Origin of the sequence: Solibacillus sp. FSL H8-0538 (assembly GCF_038003525.1) — a bacterium.
Taxonomy (GTDB): Bacteria; Bacillota; Bacilli; order Bacillales_A; family Planococcaceae; genus JBBOPI01.
Genome location: NZ_JBBOPI010000001.1, coordinates 1,792,480 through 1,809,216 on the forward strand (window position 1 = coordinate 1,792,480; position 16,737 = coordinate 1,809,216).

The window sequence follows — 16,737 nt, forward strand, 5'->3', positions numbered from 1 at the left end:
TATAATTTTAGATTTGTATTAATTGGCAGGATGATTTAGTTTTTATGATAAAAAATTTTGAAACTCACAAAATAGTAGTCAAAACATGAACGTATTACTAATGCTGTGATAAAAAACATTATTTTTATATCACACAAAATAATACGTGAACACGGTATTATTTATTTTGTAGATGTTTGTTTCTATTCGAGCATAATTACGTATTTCCGATAGGTCATAAATAAAACTTATCGCAAAAGATAATAATAATGCAATTTACTTATGTTTAATAATGCGCTATGATAAATCTTGGAGAAAAGAAGCTCTACATAACCTTTTCTATATGAAAAAATAGGGGGAACATAAAAATGGCACAAGAGAATTTACACAACAGCCGTGCTTCATTTGACGTAAACGGAAAGTCTTATAACTACTACCGTTTAGCTGCAATCGAAGAAGCAGGAATTGCAAACGTTTCACGCCTTCCTTACTCAATTAAAGTATTATTAGAATCTGTATTACGTCAATACGATGCTTACGTTATTAAAGAAGAGCACGTAAATGAATTAGCAAAATGGGGTAAAGATGCTAACACTGAAGCAGAAGTACCATTCAAACCATCTCGCGTAGTTTTACAAGATTTCACTGGTGTACCAGTAGTAGTTGACTTAGCTTCTCTACGTTCAGCAATGAAAGAAATGGGTGGAGATCCTGATAAAATCAACCCAGCAATCCCAGTTGACCTTGTAATTGACCACTCAGTACAAGTTGACAAATACGGTAATGCAGCTGCATTACAAGCTAATATGGACCTTGAATTCGAACGTAACGCTGAGCGTTATAACTTCTTAAAATGGGCTCAAACTTCTTATGATAACTTCCGCGCTGTACCACCAGCAACTGGTATCGTACACCAAGTTAACTTAGAATACTTAGCACCAATCGTACACGTTAAAGAAAATGCTGACGGTACATTTGAAACATTCCCAGACTCAGTAGTAGGTACTGACTCACATACAACAATGATTAACGGTATCGGCGTACTTGGATGGGGCGTAGGTGGTATCGAAGCTGAAGCTGGAATGCTTGGACAGCCTTCATACTTCCCAATTCCTGAAGTAATCGGTGTTAAATTAGTAGGCGAACTTCCAAACGGAACAACTGCTACTGACTTAGCATTAAAAGTTACTCAAGTACTACGTGCTAAAGGTGTAGTTGGTAAATTCGTTGAGTTCTTCGGACCTGGCGTACCTAATTTACCACTTGCTGACCGTGCAACAATCTCTAACATGGCGCCTGAATACGGTGCTACTTGTGGTTTCTTCGCAGTTGATGAAGAATCACTTAACTACATGCGCTTAACTGGCCGTGACGAAGAGCACATCGCTGTTGTAGAAGCTTACTTAAAAGCCAACGACATGTTCTTTGATGCAGCTTTAGAGCCTGTATACACTGATGTATTAGAAATTAACCTTGCAGACATCGAAGCAAACCTTTCTGGTCCTAAGCGTCCACAAGATTTAATTCCTCTTACTGAAATGAAAAAAGTATACCGCGAATCTGTAGTAGCTCCTCAAGGAACTCAAGGTTTCGGTTTAAATGAAGATGAATTTACTAAAACTTCAACTGCTAAATTTGCAGAGGGCGATGTAGAAATTCCTGCAGGTGCAGTAGCAATCGCTGCTATCACTTCATGTACAAATACATCTAACCCATACGTTCTTTTAGCTGCTGGTTTAGTAGCGAAAAAAGCAGTAGAAAAAGGAATCAAACCTGCGAAATGGGTTAAAACTTCTTTAGCACCAGGTTCTAAAGTAGTAACTGGTTACTTAGAAGATTCTGGCTTACAACAATACTTTGATGCAATCGGCTTCAACACAGTTGGTTACGGTTGTACAACATGTATCGGTAACTCAGGTCCATTACTTCCAGAAATCGAAGACGCAATCAAATCAAATGATTTATTTGTAACTTCTGTACTTTCTGGTAACCGTAACTTCGAAGGCCGTGTTCACCCATTAGTAAAAGCTAACTTCTTAGCATCACCACCACTTGTTGTTGCTTATGCATTAGCTGGTACGGTTGATATCGATCTACAAAATGATTCTTTAGGGAAAGACAAAGATGGCAACGATGTATTCTTCGCTGATATCTGGCCTTCAACTGAAGAAGTGAACGAAGTATTAAACAAAGTAGTTACTCGTGAATTATTCCAAAAAGAGTATGAAACAGTATTTACTGCAAACGAAGCTTGGAATGCAATTGAAACATCAACTGAGTCTCTATACACATTTGATGATAAATCAACTTACATCCAAAACCCACCATTCTTCCAAGGTTTAGCGAAAGAGCCAGAAGCAATTCAAGGCTTAAATGGCTTACGCGTAATCGCGAAGTTCGGTGATTCAATCACAACTGACCACATTTCTCCAGCTGGTGCAATCGGTAAAGATACACCTGCAGGGAAATATTTACAAGAAAATGGCGTTGCAATTCGTGACTTCAACTCTTATGGTTCTCGTCGTGGTAACCATGAAGTAATGATGCGTGGTACTTTTGCAAACATCCGTATCCGTAACCAAGTTGCTCCAGGTACAGAAGGTGGATTCACTACTTATTGGCCAACAGGCGACGTAGAGTACATCTATGACGCATGTATGAAATACCAAGAAAACGGTACTGGCTTAGTAGTATTAGCTGGTAACGACTACGGTATGGGATCTTCTCGTGACTGGGCTGCAAAAGGTACATTCCTACTTGGAGTGAAAACTGTAATTGCGCAAAGCTACGAACGTATCCACCGTTCTAACTTAGTAATGATGGGTGTTCTTCCATTACAATACTTAGCTGGTGATTCTGCTGAATCTTTAGGCTTAACTGGTAAAGAAGAAATCTCTGTAAACATTACTGATGACGTGAAACCACGCGACATCTTAACAGTAACTGCTAAATCGGAAGACGGCACAGTTATTACTTTCGATGCTTTAGCTCGTTTTGACTCAGAAGTAGAAGTAGACTACTACCGTCACGGTGGTATCCTACAAATGGTATTACGCGCGAAAGCTGCTGAATAATATCTATTTAAAAAAGACCAAAATCCTTAATGGATTTTGGTCTTTTTTGTGGATAAGAAAGTAGTACTATTATGTAATTTCTAGGCATTGGCGCCGTACGCTCGAGGTCGCGTACTTCCTTCAGGTGAAAGTGTTGGATTGGATCGTTTACTTTCGCTTCGGACTCTCGACGCACAAGGACGTGCTAATACCGACAATGCTTGTCGCGTGCAAACGGGGGATACGCTCTTCTTAATGTGCAGGACATGGCCGCCAACTAGATAATGGAAATAAACTGTGGCTGCTGGAATATTCGAACGACTGAGCTGTTTCCCAAAGTCTATTAAACTTACTTTTGAACATAGCTTTATTTTTTACATAAATGTAACTAGAAAGATATGGCGTTATTTGGTTTATTTAGGTAAAATTAAGTTGTTAGATAAAAATTATATAACTGAGAGGGGTTTATTTTTAATGAAGAAATCTCGTAAATTTTATACTGCAGCACTTTTATCATCAGTTACAGCAGTTGCAGTTGGGGTAACAGGTGTATCGGCAGCGCAATCATTTTCTGATGTTAGTGAATCACATATCCATTCTGAAAGCATTGAGCTTTTAACGAAAGCGGGTATTATTAAAGGCTTTAGAGATGGCACTTTTAAACCAGACGCATCAGTAACAAGAGGTCAAGCAGCGAAAATGATCGTTGGAGTGTTAGGGTTAGATACTAAAGATGTGACAAATCCAAATTTTGCAGATATTAAGCCATCAAACCAATATTACAATGCAATAGCTATACTTGAAAATTTAGGATTTGTGAAAGCATTTGAAGATAATACATTCCGTCCTTCAGCACCAATTACACATGCAGAAGCAGCAGCAATTTTTACAACTATTGGTGAACTAACTACCGATGAAGCTCTTGCACTAGTAACTGGATCAGGTATTGAATTCAATCCTACTAAAAATACGACACGTGCTGAGTTAGCTAGTATACTGGCTCTTATTCTTCTCGCTGGCGAAGAAGAGGAAGTTGAAGGTTATGAATTATCAATTCTTCATGTCAATGATACGCACGGACGTGTCGAAACTTTCCCTCAATTAATAACAGCAGTAAAAGAGCAAAAAGCCGAGAAACCGGATGCTTTATTACTTCATGCAGGTGACGCATTTAGCGGGACGCTTTATTTCAATGAGTTTTTAGGACAAGCAGATGTCCAGTTTCTAAATGCAATGGAATTTGATGCAATGACGTTAGGTAACCATGAATTCGACTTAGGTGGATCAGCAGAAGGACACAAAGCATTAGTTGATTTCATAAAAGCGGCGAAGTTCCCAATTCTTACGTCAAACGTTAATTTCTCTGGAGATGCAAAGTTTACAGGCTTATTTACGGACTTGATTTCAAGCGAACCTGAAAACGGCAAAATCTACTCAGGTATGGTGAAAGAAATTAACGGCGAAAAAGTAGGTATTTTTGGTTTAACAACTGAAGAAACGAAAGATATCTCCTTCGTTGGCAGTGTGAAATTCGAAAACTATATTGAAGAAGCGAAAAAAGCAGTTGCAGCATTCGAAGGAATGGGTGTCAACAAAATTATCGCTTTAACTCATTTAGGCTATGACGACAATTCAAAAGTTGACAATGATTTACTACTAGCAAAAAATGTACCTGGCATCGATATTATCGTTGGTGCCCACTCACATACGCAATTAGACGAGCCAATTGTAGTTGATAAAAATACAGTGGGTGAAGCGAAGGATGCGACAATTATTGTACAAGCAAATGAATACGGTAAATACTTAGGTACATTAGATGTAACATTTGATGAACAAGGGGCTGCCATTGAATACGGAGGTGAGTTATTAAAAATCGCTGACTATGTGGCAGATGAAACAGCTACAGCGATGTTAAAGCCATATAAAGAAAAAGTAGATAGCATTTCAAAAATCGAAATTGGCGTCACGCTTAAAGAAGACCTTGTCAGTCCAAGAGCGACTGAAGCACAGCCGAATGCGACAAGCGTTCGTAATAGCGAAACAGCACTAGGTAATATTATTACTGACGGCATGTTAGCGAAAGCACAAAACTTCACAAAGAAAACAGTCGTAATGGCTCTACAAAACGGTGGTGGTATCCGTGAGGCAATTCCAGCAGGTAAAGTTACAGTAGGTCAAGTGATTACAGTACTTCCATATGGAAATACTCTTGCTTTAATGGACGTAACAGGTGCTGAACTAAAAGCTGCAATGGAAGTATCTGTGAAAAATGCACCAGCTGAAAATGGTGGCTTCTTACATGTTTCAGGAGCAAAAGTAGTTTATGATTCGTCAAAAGAGTCAGGTAAACGTCTTGTGTCATTACAATATTTAGATAAAGCAACTGGTAAATATGTTGATGTGAAAGATGGCGAAACATATACAGTTGCAACAAATGCCTTCACAGCAAAAGGTGGAGACGGATTCTCAATGTTTGCAAAGGCATATGAAGAAGGCCGTGTAACAGATTTAGGTCTGTCAGATTGGGAAAACTTCAGAGATCAGCTAAAATCATTAACAGAAATTAAAACAACTACAGAAGGTCGTATTACAGACGCTGCAGTTAAATAAGGTATACCGGGAACTACTCCAAAACAAAATTTTGGAGTAGTTCTCTTTTTTGGAAAAATACTTTTCACACTAGGAACGAAAATGTCCACTAGTGGACATTTTCGTCGGCTATAAGAGTTAACAACTAACTATTAGCCAGACTATTAAGTAGAAACTGTTTCTATATAAACCTGTATAGAAACGGCTTTTCTCTATTGGACTATACTATTTACCTATTTCGTTCAAGCTTCAATTAATATCAAATAACCAATGCCATAAATGTAAATATATAGTAGTATAATAGAAAGACGCATCTTGCCAAAAATAGGGCGAGATACTGTCCTTTCTTATCTACTAAAATAGAATGGAGGGGGTTAAATGGATCGTTTTTTAATATTTGCTTCACTATATGATGGTCGAAATTATTTGCTGCATTTTGATGATTTTGAAGTTTTTGAATGTCTCCATAAAATTCCGACCCCTGAAGGCTTGTGGGCAGTTGGACAATGGCCTTTGTATACGGAAGCGGAAATTACGTTTTTTGTAGAGCTCATTAGCGGAAATGTGAGAAACTATTATATTTTAGATCGTAAAGTGAATCGCAAAGAATTTGTTAATCTTGATATAAAATAAGCACGGGCAGCCAACTAGCTACCCGTGCTTTTTATTCGTCATTATTGGATATTTCGTTTAAAAAAATCCCTTTTTCAAAACCGCCTTTAAGCTTCTTTTTAGCCGAGCGAATACTTTCGAATTCTTCGAGCGAAACGTCATGTAGCTTCACTGCGGCATAAATTAATTCAACTATGTCTACTAATTCCTCTAGAGCCTCGACTTTTCCGCTAGCCGTGCTATATTCACTTAATTCCTCAAATAATTTATTCGTAATTTCATGCTGATGCTCAAGTGGGGATAATAGCTTTAATGAATAGCTACCACCATCTTTTGTCACGAGGGAAGGGACTTTATCGCGTACAAGTTTGTTTAATTGAATCATGTTACAACCTCCTATACATATCCATATCATACCAAATTGTATTAGAAAGTTATACTTGCTTAACTAAAAAAATCGACGCCCGAAGACGCCGATTGGTTACCATTCAATATTCGCAATAATACCTTCTTCATCATGCAAATCAAGCATAATACGCGCAGACATTGAATCGCGTCCAAGCTGCTCATCAATGTAAAGACGAAGTGCAGTAATAAAGTTCACCGTATTGTAAACGTCCATTTGACCATTGAGATAAGCTTCCGCTGAAAAGCCAGCTACATCATCATACATTAGTTCAATTTCTACTGTTTCGGGCTGTACGTTTTTAAAACGTGCATGGAAAAGGCAAAGTGCATTCGTAATATCTTGTTCTAGTAATGTTAGTTTTTCCAACCGTCAGATACCTCTTTGTCTTTTTTACGTGTAACCATTTTAAAGATCTTTACTAGGAAGAAGATAATGGCACCAATTGCTAATGCATTAATCGCAAAGCCAAGGATTGAACCGATTAAGCCCATATCACCAAAAATGCTACCGAAAAGCATACCAGCTATACCACCGATTAATAAACCTTTCATTAAGCCCCCAGCACTAAAGCCACCTTTAGATTTTTCAGGTGTTTTTGTTGAATCTGTTGTTTTATTAGTAGTTGTTGGATTTTGATTTGTTGTTGTGTCTGTATCTTTATTTTGGATGTTTGTATTATTATTCGTGTTTGAGTTGTTATTGTAGCTTTTCTTACCGGATTTGTAAGATTTTGCTTCAACTTGATGTTCATCACCGAAAAATAACGTTGTTCCGACACTAGAAAACATTAATGTCATTGCTAAAAAAATTGCTGTTAGTTGTTTCATGTTGATCCCCCAAAATTTATTAAACATAACGATTGTATGCTTTTACTTTATTAGTATATCAAAATTTTCTGAGACTGAAAAATGATAAGTACGGAATGCTTGTGCATTTACGTGATTTTTTCTTATATCAGGAAGAAAAAATGTTATTATATTTTGATCTAATCAATTAGGAGAGTTTTTTCATATTAACAGATGCCGCTAGTTTTGTTACCATTCTCAGCTTTATTGTAAAAACAGTTGTGTATTTTTATACTTAATTGTATGATGAATTATAAATTTAGAGGCTATTCAGAATTTACATCATCATGTTAATTATTTCGAATTAGCCTGCCTATTATGGGAGGAAATTATATGAGTAAAACTCGAATTGGGATTGTCGGTTACGGAAATCTAGGACGTGGTGTAGAGGCTGCAATCAGTCAAAGCCCAGATATGGAGCTTGTGGCGGTTTTTACACGTCGTGATCCATCTACAGTAAGCATTCAAACAGCTGGTGTTGCCGTACATTTAGTAGAGGAAGCACCTGATTTTAAAGGTCAAATTGATGTCATGATCTTATGTGGTGGCTCTGCAACAGATTTACCAGAACAGGTTCCACATTTCGCGCAGTGGTTTAATACAATCGATAGCTTTGACACACATGCAAAAATCCCGGAATTTTTTGATGCTGTAGACGATGTGGCTACAGAAAACGGTAAGGTGTCAATTATTTCTGTAGGTTGGGATCCAGGGCTATTTTCATTGAATCGTTTACTTGGTGAAGCAGTATTACCAGTAGGAAATACATATACATTTTGGGGTGAGGGCCTTAGCCAAGGTCACTCTGATGCAGTTCGCCGCATTGAAGGCGTGAAAAATGGTGTTCAGTACACATTACCAATTGAAGCAGCTGTAAACCGTGTACGTAGTGGTGAAAATCCAGAACTATCAACACGCGAAAAACATGCACGTGAATGCTTCATCGTACTTAAAGAAGGCGCAGATGCTTCAAGAATCGAGCAAGAAATTATTACCATGCCAAACTATTTCTCAGACTATGACACAACAGTAAACTTCATATCTGAAGAAGAGTTAAAAGCTAACCATGCTGGTATGCCACATGGCGGATTTGTAATTCGTTCAGGAGAAAGTGGCGCAGGGGACAAGCAAATTTTAGAGTTCTCACTTAAACTTGAAAGCAATCCAATGTTTACTTCAAGTGTCCTCGTAGCGTATGCACGTGCTGCACATAAACTAAATGCTGAAGGCGCACGCGGTGCAAAAACGGTATTTGATATTCCATTTGGCTTATTATCACCAAAATCAGCGGCAGATTTACGCAAAGAACTTCTATAATATTTGGACGAAATCGTTTCGGCGGTTTCGTTTTTTGATTTTAAGAAATATGCATGATAAACCTTCCATTCTTCATGCTTCATAAGTATGATAAAGGAGTCTCTTTTTAAAAAGGTAAGAAAGGATTGATTTTTGTGCAAGATAAACGGTTTAAAATTGCACATCGCGAAGCATTAATGGGTGTCGTGTTAGTCGTGATCAATTTTTCGATTTGGTACGGCTTTGCATATGGTTTAGGTTCAGGTGACCCGCTCGAATATAGCTATGTATTCGGTTTCCCTGCATGGTTTTTCTATAGCTGTATTGCAGGAACGATTTTCATGATTGTGCTTATTTCGTTAACAATGAAGCTCTTTTTCAAAGAAGTGCCGTTTGAAGAGGAGGATGATCAATGATACATTGGCAAGTTATCATACCACTTGTAATCTTTTTAATCGCTATATTTGGGATTGGCATTTGGGCAAATAAAAAAGTGCGTACGTCAGATTCGTTTATGCAGGAATATTTCCTTGGCGGACGTGAAATGGGCGGTTTTATTCTTGCTATGACGATGATGGCAACTTACGGGAGTGCATCAAGCTTCATCGGAGGTCCAGGTGTTGCTTATAATAAAGGACTCGGCTGGGTGTTGCTTGCAATGGCACAGTTGCCTGCAGGTTATTTTGTATTAATAGTACTTGGTAAGAAATTTGCCATTGTGGCGAGACGCTTTGAAGCGATTACTTTAATTGACTTCTTAAAGAAGCGCTACGAGAGCAATGCAGTCATTATTATTTCAGCTATTAGTATTATTGTCTTTTTATTTGCGTCCATGACTGCACAGTGGGTAGGGGGTGCGCGTTTAATTGAGTCATTAACTGGATTAAATTACACGGCTTCACTACTTATTTTTGCGGCTTCTGTATTAGTGTACGTTGTTATTGGTGGTTTCCGAGCTGTGGCATTAACGGATGCTTTGCAAGGTTCTGTAATGATTATTGGGACAATCATTTTACTAGTTGGAACAGTTATCGCTGGTGGAGGCGTTGAAAACATTATGCATAGCTTAGTGGCGGAGAATCCGGACTTTATTTCTCCATTCGGTGCTGACGGTTCACTGACGCCGCTGTACGTATCCACGTTTTGGATTTTAATTGGTCTGGGTGTCATAGGACTACCGCAAATTGCGGTACGTGCGATGAGCTATAAGGATTCAAAAAGCTTACACCGCGCGATCATTATTGGTACAATGGGTATCGGGACAATCATGTTCGGCATGCATTTAATCGGTGTGTTAGCACGTCCTGTTTTACCAGGCATTGAAATTGGCGATAAAGTAATGCCGCTTCTGACGTTGGAAGTATTACCTCCATTACTAGCGGGCGTTGTACTTGCTGCTCCTATGGCAGCTATTATGTCAACTGTAAATGCGCTGCTTATTTTAGTTAGCTCGACCGTTGTGAAGGATGTATATTTAAATTTTATTAATCCGAACGCGACCGAGCAGCAAATTAAGTCACGTAGCTTCTGGGTTACAACGATTATCGGAATGGCCGTTGTATTATTTGCACTTAATCCACCAGACTTCCTTATTTGGTTGAACCTGTTTGCATTCGGTGGACTAGAATCAGCATTTTTATGGAGTGTCATTTTCGGGCTATACTGGAAGAAGGCAAATAAATACGGGGCTGTTTCTTCGATGGTTGTTGGTTTAGTCCTTTATATTGCCATTGACCGATTTGCACCACATGTATTTGGTATGCACACAGTTACGCTTCCTATTGTTATTTCACTCATTGTATTTGTAGTAGTGAGCTTAGTCACACAAAAAACGAAAAATTTACAAGAATATCATTTTTAGTGAGTTAATAATAAAAGAAAGCAGGTGAACGTCGCGACGTTTCACACTGCTTTTTTAGTGGATAAGAAATGATAACTTTTCCATCCAGATAAGTAAGGACATCACTTGCCCTATTTTGGGGGAGCTGTATCTTTCTAATACTTTGTAGATTAAGTTACTATGGATTGACGTTCTCGGCTTATTAACGTATACTAGGTTACATAAAGTAAGTTTAAAATAAAAAATTAACGAAATTGGTGATATAGATGAAAAACACAGTGGATATTTTACGTGACAAAATGCAGTTAGTTGCGCGTAATGATCAACAAAATTTAAGCGTAGTAGGACCCGTGAAACTTCCAATCAAGCAAGGCGATTTTGAAGCAACGTTCCAGTGGTATTCATGGTTAACGGTTAATGCAACGGACTCAAAAGAAGATGTCCTACAGTCATTAGCAAAATCAAACTTAGCATTCGGCCAGCAGTCGTCAGTTTTAGTCTATGGTGATTTTGCAAACGCAGATGATGCGCTTATCCGTATGCATAGCATTTGTCACACAGGTGATATTTTTGGAAGCCAGCGTTGTGATTGCGGTTATCAATTACACGAATCGATGAAAATGATTGTTGAGCACGGCTGTGGTGCCATTTTCTATTTAGCCGATCATGAAGGCCGTGGTATCGGATTATTCTCAAAATCATTAGCTTATTTATTACAAGAAGAAGGCCATGATACAGTTGAGGCAAATCATGCATTAGGCTTTGAAGATGATACTCGCTCTTATGAAGACGCTATTAAAGTGCTAGAGGTTCTACGTCAAAAGCCAGTAACGCTCATTACAAATAATCCCAAAAAACTCGCTGCGCTAAAAGAACATGGCTTACTTGCAGCTGGAAACGTACCATTATGGGGCGGATTAACTGATACGAACCGCTTCTACCTAGAAACGAAAGTTAAGAAATCTGGTCATATATTAGAAAAAGAAACTTTAATCGTCTAGGGGGAAGTCTCATGAAAACCGATCAACAGTATATGCGGCTTGCACTTGATTTAGCAAGTAGTGCTAAGGGGAATACCAATCCTAATCCACTTGTAGGAGCTGTCATTGTCAAAAATGGTGTTATTGTTGGCACTGGTCTACACCGTAAAGCAGGGGAGCCCCATGCTGAGGTACATGCGTTTAATATGGCTGGTGAGCATGCAAAGGGCGCTACTCTATATGTAACGCTTGAACCGTGCTCACATTATGGCAAAACACCACCTTGTGCGGAACTTGTAAAGGAATCAGAAGTAGCTAGAGTTGTTGTAGCGATGCAAGATCCAAATCCAAAAGTGGCGGGGCGTGGCATACAGCTCCTACGTGATGCAGGTATTGAAGTAGAGGTAGGCGTGTTAGAGGACGAAGCAAGACGGTTAAATGAACGCTTTATTCATAATATGATTACAGCTCGTCCGTTCGTTATTTCTAAGTTTGCAATGACGTTAGATGGTAAAATTGCTACGCATACAGGTCATTCACAGTGGATTACAGGTGAAGCAGCGCGCGCAGATGTGCATATGCTTCGGCATGAAGTAGACGCCATTTTAGTAGGAGTAGGCACAGTACTAGCCGATAATCCTTCCCTTACGACGCGCTTACCACAGGGCGGCGGCAAAAATCCTGTGCGAATTATTTTAGATAGCAATTTGCGAACGCCACTTGATGCCAATGTGATGAATACGGCAGAGGCAAAAACGATTCTTGTGACGAGTGAGAACGCAGATTTGGAAGCTGTTGCTTTCTATGAAAAAAAAGGCATACAAGTGATGGTCGTTCCGCAAACAGAGCTTGGTCTTGATTTAGAGGCAGTGCTAATGCAACTTTATAAACTAGGTGTTACAGATATTCTTGTTGAAGGCGGTGGTGCAGTTAATGCATCATTCCTACGTGCAGGCCTTATTGATAAATATTTCGTCTATGTTGCACCGAAAGTATTAGGTGGCAGAAATTCAGTTACACCGTTCACTGGTGAAGACATTGAAACAATTGATGCCGCACAGCTGGTTGAATTTGGTGAAGTCGAAAAAATCGGTGATGACTTGCGTATTACGGCGTACCCAAAACAAGGTGATACGCAGTGAATGTGAAAGTTGATGTATGTATTGTAGGGGCAGGTCCGGGCGGCGCGCTCCTTGCTTATTTACTAGCGAAGAAAAATGTTTCTGTTATGTTAGTAGAACGTACAAATCAATTAGCAAAAACATTTCGCGGGGAGCATTTAAATGAAGAAGGCGAAGCGATTTTAAAGAAATATGAGTTATTTGATGAGGTTGAAAAACTCGGCTTATTACGAATGGAAACGCTTGAATACTGGCATGAAGGGAAGTTATTTAAAACTATTGCCCCTGATCCAAACGTCGGTCACTTAGGAATCCATGTCCCGCAGGCGCATTTACTACAAGTAATTACCGATGCTGCACAGAAGTTTCCGTCTTTCAACTATATGTTAAATACGACCGTAAAAGAGTTACTACAGGATGGAAATGGGCGTTATTATGCGGTAAAAGCGCTGCAAGGTAATGAAGAAGTGATTATTGAAAGCGAGCTCATAATTGGTGCAGATGGGCGTTCTTCAACGGTTCGTAAAAAAGCGGATATTGACGTGACGATTCGTAATCATGGCTATGATTTACTATGGGCAAGAATTCCAACTCCGAATAATTGGTCACCATCGATTAAAATGGCGTTAATTGGGGGGATGCAAATTTCCTTATTTACACAGGCAAAAGGCTTTATTCAAATCGGTTGGAATATCGAAAAAGGTTCCTATTCAACTTTGCGTAAACAGCCATTTACACCGTTTATTGAACAACTCATTGCGGCTTTTCCAGAGTTACAAGAAACAGTTCATGGAAATATCCAATCATGGCAGGATTTTGTGCTGCTTGATGTATTTAGTAGTACAACGGAAAATTGGGGTAAAGACGGCGTAGTGCTTTTAGGTGATGCCGTGCATACAATGACTCCAACTGGTGCATTTGGCTTAAACAGTGCAATGAGAGATGCAGATATTTTGTCAAACCTTATTGATAAAAATTATCTTGCACAACTTGATTTATTATTGTGCGCAACAGAACGGCAAAGAGAGGTAGAAAAGATTCAGGCGATCCAAATTGAAAAAGAGCAAGGTTTTGCTGCACAATTTGATATCGTGTTGTAAGTAGTAGGAGGATATACCATGAAATTTGGTTTTGATATTGACGATACATTAATAAATTTACGAGAGCACGCCTTTCATTTATATAATAATAAATTAGCTAAGGAACTCGGACTGGATGTGTTCCGCGCCATTCCAACAGTAGAAATTCATGAACCGTTCGGGCTGACAAAAGAACAAGGCAGCAACATGTGGGTAAACAGTATGGAAGAGATTTATTTTACAGACTGTCCGGCATTTGAAGGGGCTCTTGAAGTGTTACTCGCATTAGAGCGTGATGGTCACGACATATACTATATAACATCTCGTCCGAAGCACTATTGCACGAATACGCGTGAATGGATGAAAGCGCAAGGCTTCCCAGTAAAGGACGAAAACTTCTTTTGTGGAATGCAGGACGATGAAAAAATTGCCACGATTAAAACGCTTGAGCTAGACTATTATTTTGATGATAAGCCAGCTGTACTTGAAACATTAAGGAACGTACCAACGAAAGTATTCGTCATTGATCAATCGTACAATCAAAACGTTGCCATGCCGCGCATGAAAAATTGGGCGGAGTTTAGTAAGTTAGTGTTTTCGATTAAATAAATAAAACAGATGAAATCAAAATGACGATTTCATCTGTTTTTTTTAGTGGTAAGCGCTTTTGAAGATTAAAGAAAGATTAAAGCGCTAATAATTCCTGTAAGTACAGATTGAATCAAAAATAAAAAAGACCAAATCTTTGCTGGAATCCAAGTATTCTTCGACAATGACGTTGCATCATTATCCTCACCAGGAAATTTAAATGTGAAAAGTAAAATTCGAAAGCCGGAGTAAACCGCTGAGATCAATAGTATACTGCTTAAGAAAATGGCAGTATGCGTAATAATGATTGGATTATTAAAATAAAGAATCCAACCAAGTAAACCAATAAACCCAATAATCCAACAGAATCCATATAGATTTCGAATGAAAATAAGTGAAATGAAGGACATAATCATATAAGAAATGATAATCCATTGAAAGTTTTCTAAATACATCAGATTAAAGAAGAAAATCGATATTAAGCATGGTAGCGTGTAACCAGAATACGTAACTAGAACGCGGCTAAACCAATTATTTGAACTACTACGTACATGACCACTCAAATTATAATGTAATTTCATTTCCAAAACCTTTCCTCTTGTAAGAACAGTCGTAATCGCATGAGAAAATTCATGAACAAGTGTATAAGATAACTGGATAATACTACTGAAAAATGAAAGTAATTTACTTGAACGTTTGTAATAGTGAAGAATTTCATCGATAAATACAGTGACACTTGCTAAAACTAGATAACCCAAAATCATAAAAACCTCTTTTAGTATTCTTTTTTATTTATTATAATACACAATTTACAAAAATGAGCTGTAGAAATATGAGAAATAGAAGGGCTTACTTATATTCTATTATTTAGAGTAAAAAGTAAAATACTAGGTTGATGGGTTAGTTGATGAACATGTTCTAATACAAATTTTCAGCAATATATAACCGTGTTGACCAAGCAGTTTTTAATTTTGAACAGAATCCATAATACTTATTTGAAAGGTTGGGGAAAGTTATTAATTAATAATACCAAATTAGGATTCTCTTTTCGCTAGGTGGAAAATATGGTATCGTTTTAGTACTACTCAAGGGTTTGAAATGACCGATAGAGTGATGAGAAAAGGGGGTCATTTCTAATGACAAATAACGATCCGAAAACTCAGTATAATGGCATAATTTTATTAACATCTTATTTACAACGCGTCTTTGTTGCAGAAACAATTTATCAACGTGTTAAAAAGGGCCATTTGGGGATACGTTATTCAGAAGCAAAGGCATTACTAGATGAAACGTATACCATTCTTCCGGTTGTTGAAAAAACGAAACAACTATCAGTGGCTCAAAAAGCACAACTTCAATTAATAACAGAAAAAACACTCGCATTAATGAAGGGCTATTTTAAGCAAATGCCATTATCATTTAATGACAAACTTGCACTTGTTGGATCTTCTCTATATGGTGAGCAAATGATGAATAATGGGGTAATCCGTCTAGGTAAGCTATTTAATGTAGAAGTAAACAAGGATTTTCATATGCGTACGCAGTTTTACGAGGATCGCACAAAGATGGTTGATTTTCTAGTGAATTCGATTCACCATAACGAGCAGCCAGATGTGAACTTAGTGAAACCGATTGAGACATGGGTGGTAGACATCTTACGTCAAAAAGACTATGTACTTGCTGATATGAATAAAATCAGCGAAATGATTGGATTTTAATGGAGAAGCACCTTTCTTATTGAGGAGCGTTTTTTAGTGTAAAACTTGCTCATCCACATAAGTAAAGACATGAACTAGCCCTATTTTGGGTGAGTTGTATCTTTCAATTTTTGATTAGGAAGACAAAAATAAAAACAGCCAGGCGTAAAAAATAGCCTGGCTGTTTATTAATTAACGTTCGAAAAATACTTTATCTAAATTGTATTTAGCACGTAATGTATTGATCGCGTATGTTTCGTAAATTTCACGTTCCATTGGATCTTCGATTTCATATACTTCGATTTTGAAAATTTCATCACGGTGTTTAACCATTGGAGAAACATTATCTTCAAAATGCTTTTTAATACGTTGACGAATTTTACGTGCTTTCCCTACGAATAAAAGCTCGTTTTTTTCGTTGTAGAAGAAGAAAATACCACCATTTTCACGAGTGATTTTATGGAAATCGATAAATCCGTGGTAAGGTGTAATTTCTACATCTCCTGGCTTTAACACTTGTTCACGTTGGCGAATAACTAAGTCTGGTTTTGGTAATTCAATTTTAATCAAAACAATTCACGTCCCTCATATTATTAAGACTCTATTGTACAATACAAATGCCCAATTCGCTATTAAAATCCCTAAAATA

Annotated in this window: 16 protein-coding genes; 11 read left to right on the forward strand and 5 right to left on the reverse strand. The window is 38.0% G+C overall.

Translation table 11 applies throughout. From position 1 onward, the window contains the following. Nucleotides 1-347: 347 nt before the first annotated feature. The 3 genes from acnA to MHH87_RS08435 all read left to right on the forward strand — a co-directional run bounded on the left by acnA (nucleotide 348) and on the right by MHH87_RS08435 (nucleotide 6,254). A complete protein-coding gene (acnA, locus tag MHH87_RS08425) occupies nucleotides 348-3,053 on the forward strand; it encodes an aconitate hydratase AcnA (protein ID WP_340748869.1) in 2,706 nt (901 codons plus the stop codon). 453 nt (nucleotides 3,054-3,506) lie between these two features. Then, nucleotides 3,507-5,642, forward strand: a complete 2,136-nt coding sequence (locus tag MHH87_RS08430; RefSeq protein WP_340748870.1) for a 5'-nucleotidase C-terminal domain-containing protein — start codon at nucleotides 3,507-3,509, stop codon at nucleotides 5,640-5,642. A gap of 357 nt (nucleotides 5,643-5,999) precedes the next feature. Beyond that, the gene (locus MHH87_RS08435) at nucleotides 6,000-6,254 is read left to right on the forward strand and encodes a hypothetical protein (protein WP_340748871.1); all 255 of its coding nucleotides are present in this window, start codon (nucleotides 6,000-6,002) and stop codon (nucleotides 6,252-6,254) included. A gap of 31 nt (nucleotides 6,255-6,285) precedes the next feature. Here MHH87_RS08435 and MHH87_RS08440 read toward each other — a convergent pair whose 3' ends face one another. From MHH87_RS08440 to MHH87_RS08450, 3 genes are all read right to left on the reverse strand, one after another. After that, nucleotides 6,286-6,618, reverse strand: a complete 333-nt coding sequence (locus tag MHH87_RS08440) for a nucleoside triphosphate pyrophosphohydrolase (protein WP_340748872.1) — start codon at nucleotides 6,616-6,618, stop codon at nucleotides 6,286-6,288. Nucleotides 6,619-6,714: 96 nt separating this feature from the next. After that, nucleotides 6,715-7,008, reverse strand: a complete 294-nt coding sequence (locus MHH87_RS08445; protein ID WP_340748873.1) for a YxcD family protein — start codon at nucleotides 7,006-7,008, stop codon at nucleotides 6,715-6,717. Continuing rightward, a complete protein-coding gene (locus MHH87_RS08450; protein WP_340748874.1) occupies nucleotides 6,996-7,469 on the reverse strand; it encodes a hypothetical protein in 474 nt (157 codons plus the stop codon). The genes MHH87_RS08445 and MHH87_RS08450 overlap by 13 nt, the downstream gene beginning before the upstream one ends. A 351-nt stretch (nucleotides 7,470-7,820) precedes the next feature. Here MHH87_RS08450 and MHH87_RS08455 point away from each other — a divergent pair, with 351 nt between their 5' ends. The 7 genes from MHH87_RS08455 (at nucleotide 7,821) to MHH87_RS08485 (ending at nucleotide 14,412) form a co-directional block, all read left to right on the forward strand. Continuing rightward, nucleotides 7,821-8,804, forward strand: coding sequence for a diaminopimelate dehydrogenase (locus tag MHH87_RS08455; protein ID WP_340748875.1), 984 nt, complete (start codon nucleotides 7,821-7,823; stop codon nucleotides 8,802-8,804). Nucleotides 8,805-8,938: 134 nt separating this feature from the next. Beyond that, on the forward strand, nucleotides 8,939-9,199 hold the full coding sequence (locus MHH87_RS08460) for a YhdT family protein (RefSeq protein WP_340748876.1): 261 nt from the start codon (nucleotides 8,939-8,941) through the stop codon (nucleotides 9,197-9,199). Next, the gene (gene panF, locus MHH87_RS08465; RefSeq protein ID WP_340750940.1) at nucleotides 9,199-10,644 is read left to right on the forward strand and encodes a sodium/pantothenate symporter; all 1,446 of its coding nucleotides are present in this window, start codon (nucleotides 9,199-9,201) and stop codon (nucleotides 10,642-10,644) included. The genes MHH87_RS08460 and panF overlap by 1 nt, the downstream gene beginning before the upstream one ends. Before the next feature lie 245 nt (nucleotides 10,645-10,889). Then, a complete protein-coding gene (locus MHH87_RS08470) occupies nucleotides 10,890-11,624 on the forward strand; it encodes a GTP cyclohydrolase II (protein WP_340748877.1) in 735 nt (244 codons plus the stop codon). Nucleotides 11,625-11,635: 11 nt separating this feature from the next. Then, nucleotides 11,636-12,745: a bifunctional diaminohydroxyphosphoribosylaminopyrimidine deaminase/5-amino-6-(5-phosphoribosylamino)uracil reductase RibD gene (gene ribD, locus MHH87_RS08475; protein ID WP_340748878.1), complete on the forward strand. Its 1,110-nt coding sequence runs from the start codon at nucleotides 11,636-11,638 to the stop codon at nucleotides 12,743-12,745. Continuing rightward, nucleotides 12,742-13,824 carry an FAD-dependent monooxygenase gene (locus MHH87_RS08480; RefSeq protein ID WP_340748879.1) on the forward strand — a complete coding sequence of 361 codons (1,083 nt, stop codon included), beginning with the start codon at nucleotides 12,742-12,744 and terminating at the stop codon, nucleotides 13,822-13,824. The genes ribD and MHH87_RS08480 overlap by 4 nt, the downstream gene beginning before the upstream one ends. 18 nt (nucleotides 13,825-13,842) lie before the next feature. Beyond that, the gene (locus MHH87_RS08485; RefSeq protein ID WP_340748880.1) at nucleotides 13,843-14,412 is read left to right on the forward strand and encodes a 5' nucleotidase, NT5C type; all 570 of its coding nucleotides are present in this window, start codon (nucleotides 13,843-13,845) and stop codon (nucleotides 14,410-14,412) included. A 65-nt stretch (nucleotides 14,413-14,477) separates the two neighbouring features. On the opposite strand, the gene MHH87_RS08490 is transcribed toward MHH87_RS08485, so the two are convergent. Further along, nucleotides 14,478-15,155, reverse strand: coding sequence for a M50 family metallopeptidase (locus tag MHH87_RS08490; RefSeq protein ID WP_340748881.1), 678 nt, complete (start codon nucleotides 15,153-15,155; stop codon nucleotides 14,478-14,480). A gap of 372 nt (nucleotides 15,156-15,527) precedes the next feature. On the opposite strand from MHH87_RS08490, the gene MHH87_RS08495 reads away from it, so the two are divergent. Further along, complete coding sequence (locus MHH87_RS08495; RefSeq protein WP_340748882.1) at nucleotides 15,528-16,109, forward strand: hypothetical protein; 582 nt, start codon at nucleotides 15,528-15,530, stop codon at nucleotides 16,107-16,109. 171 nt (nucleotides 16,110-16,280) lie between these two features. Here the strand turns inward: MHH87_RS08495 and MHH87_RS08500 are convergent, their stop codons facing one another. Then, nucleotides 16,281-16,658: a nucleotide excision repair endonuclease gene (locus tag MHH87_RS08500; protein WP_340748883.1), complete on the reverse strand. Its 378-nt coding sequence runs from the start codon at nucleotides 16,656-16,658 to the stop codon at nucleotides 16,281-16,283. Nucleotides 16,659-16,737 lie beyond the last annotated feature (79 nt).